Annotated in this window: 3 protein-coding genes; all 3 read right to left on the bottom strand. The window is 61.1% G+C overall.

Features of this window, described 5'->3' with window-relative positions; genetic code table 11:
* Positions 1–530: DUF4167 domain-containing protein (locus tag EN991_RS33675; RefSeq protein ID WP_127370353.1), on the bottom strand; the 530-nt coding region annotated here is incomplete at its 3' end.
* Between the two features lie 303 nt (positions 531–833).
* Positions 834–1,706, bottom strand: a complete 873-nt coding sequence (gene prmC / locus EN991_RS33670) for a peptide chain release factor N(5)-glutamine methyltransferase (RefSeq protein ID WP_127370352.1) — start codon at positions 1,704–1,706, stop codon at positions 834–836.
* Positions 1,699–2,126, bottom strand: a 428-nt coding sequence (locus tag EN991_RS33665) for a peptide chain release factor-like protein (RefSeq protein ID WP_281058838.1), incomplete at its 5' end; no start/stop codon positions are given. The genes EN991_RS33665 and prmC, both read right to left, overlap by 8 nt.

Below are 2,126 nucleotides of genomic sequence, written 5' to 3'. Positions count from 1 at the left end.
CCGCCATTGTTGCGCCCGCCATTGTTATCGCGGGCCTCGCGGCCACCTTCCCGGTTCAGCGCGACCTCGGCCGGCGTACCTTCGATAACCGGCTGCGGGCCGGCGCCATGGTTGACCACCGGGATCTGGACGTCGGAAGCAGCGTTGCTGTTGTTGCCGCTATTGTCGAAATCGTCGCGGTCCTCATCGCCATCATCGTCGAAATCATCGCGATTCTGCTGCGTGTTCTGGATCGGCATCTGCGCCTGTGCGGCCGCGATGATGCGATTGTAATGCTCGGCGTGCTGGAGATAGTTCTCCGCCATGACCCGGTCGCCGGAGCTGTGTGAATCACGGGCAAGGGTGGCGTATTTTTCGGCGATCTGCTGAGCCGAACCGCGGATCTTCACGTCCGGGCCATTGCTCTCGTAGTTGCGCGTCAGGGGATTAGGCCCCTTGCGGTTGTTGTTGTTATTGTTGTTATTGTTACCACCGCCGCCGCCATTGTTGTTGCGACCGCGCATGCGCCTGTTCTGCTGTTGTGGCCTCATCAAACTCTCTTCATTTTGAAATTTTCGAAAAACTCTTCACGAACGGAGGCGCTCATGCAGCCAGCCGTTTCGTCTCTTCACCGGCGTTCGCCCGCATCGATTGCGTTGGCGCCACGTGTCATCCTGTTCCGGTTACATCACTTGCCGGACGATTCCCGCACGAAGCTTGGGCATCGTTTGCGCAAGAAGGCAGCTATTTCCAAGGAAAACCGAATCGCTAAGAGCACTGCCTGCTTCGTCTCATCCGGTTAAGGCGACCCTAGCCGCATTCCCCGGCATTGCCAAGCGCTTTTTTGCACTGCGTCAAGGCTTTATCCTTTCAAAGACAATAACCCTGTCGTTTCCACCGAGGTCACGGAAAACACTGCCCGGCACGTAGCCGGCTGCAGTGAATATCTCGCAGACCTCGTTGCGTTGCGTATGGCCGATCTCGACCGCAATTCTGCCTTCAATTTCCAAAAACCTTGCCGCTTCCGCAGCGATGGTTCTGTAGGGGTTCAGACCGTCCGCGCCGCCATCCAGGGCTAGGCGCGGGTCGAAATTGCGGACTTCGTCCTGCAGATTTCCAATGTCTTCGGAACATATATAGGGAGGGTTTGCGACAATTACATGGTACCGGCCGGAAACTTTTTCGAACCAGTCCGACTGCAGCGCCGTGAACCGGCCCGCAAGGCCAAGTTGCCCGGCATTGCGGGCCGCCGTCGCCAGCGCACCCGCGGACAGATCGACGCCGGTGGCATTAGCCGTCGGCACGACGCTGAGCAGCGCCAGCGCAATGGCGCCGGTGCCGGTGCCAAGATCGAGGATGCGACACTCGCCTTCCTGCGTCGCAACCGCCTTGACGAAGGGCAATATCGCCTCGACCAGCGTTTCGGTATCCGGCCGCGGTTCCAGCGTTTCCGGCGACAGCGCCAGGCGCAAACCGTAGAATTCACGATAGCCGAGGATGCGATGCACAGGTTCGCCGCCGGCGCGGCGTCTCAACGCGGCATCGATTTCGGCAACAGCGCCGGCGCCGACCCTGCGTTCGGGGTCCGCAATGGCTTGCGTGCGCGTCGTGCCCGAAAAATGCTCGACGATCAGCCTCGCATCGAGCGCCGGGTCGTCGACGGTGCTGCCGAGCCGAGCCCGCGCTTCCCGCAGCAGCGGCCCGAGCGCGTTGGGCAGGTCAGTCATCGATGCCGATGTCGGCGAGCAGCTTGGACTGATGATCGGCGATCAGCGCGTTGATGATCTCGTCGAGTTCGCCCATCATCACCCGGTCGAGCTTGTAGAGCGTCAAATTGATGCGATGGTCGGTGACGCGCCCTTGCGGGAAATTATAGGTGCGGATGCGTTCCGAGCGGTCACCGGAGCCGACCTGTGACTTGCGCGATTCGGAGCGCTCCTCGTCAGCCTTGCCGCGTTCGAGATCATAGAGGCGGGCGCGCAGGATCTGCATCGCCTTGGCGCGGTTCTGGTGCTGCGATTTCTCAGCCTGCACGACCATGATGCCGGTCGGCAGATGGGTGATGCGGACCGCCGAATCGGTGGTGTTGACGTGCTGGCCGCCCGAACCCGAGGCGCGCATCGTGTCGATGCGGATATCTTCGGCCC

This window comes from Mesorhizobium sp. M7A.F.Ca.US.005.03.2.1, from assembly GCF_003997795.1.
GTDB classification, from domain to species: Bacteria; Pseudomonadota; Alphaproteobacteria; order Rhizobiales; family Rhizobiaceae; genus Mesorhizobium; species Mesorhizobium ciceri.
The sequence above is the reverse complement of the archived record's forward strand: the minus strand, read 5'-3'. Positions and strand labels throughout refer to the sequence as shown.

Bases quoted from the DNA above. Each gene is read 5' to 3' on its own strand.
- prmC (WP_127370352.1), bottom strand. From the start codon at position 1,706: ATGACTGACCTGCCCAACGCGCTCGGGCCGCTGCTGCGGGAAGCGCGG.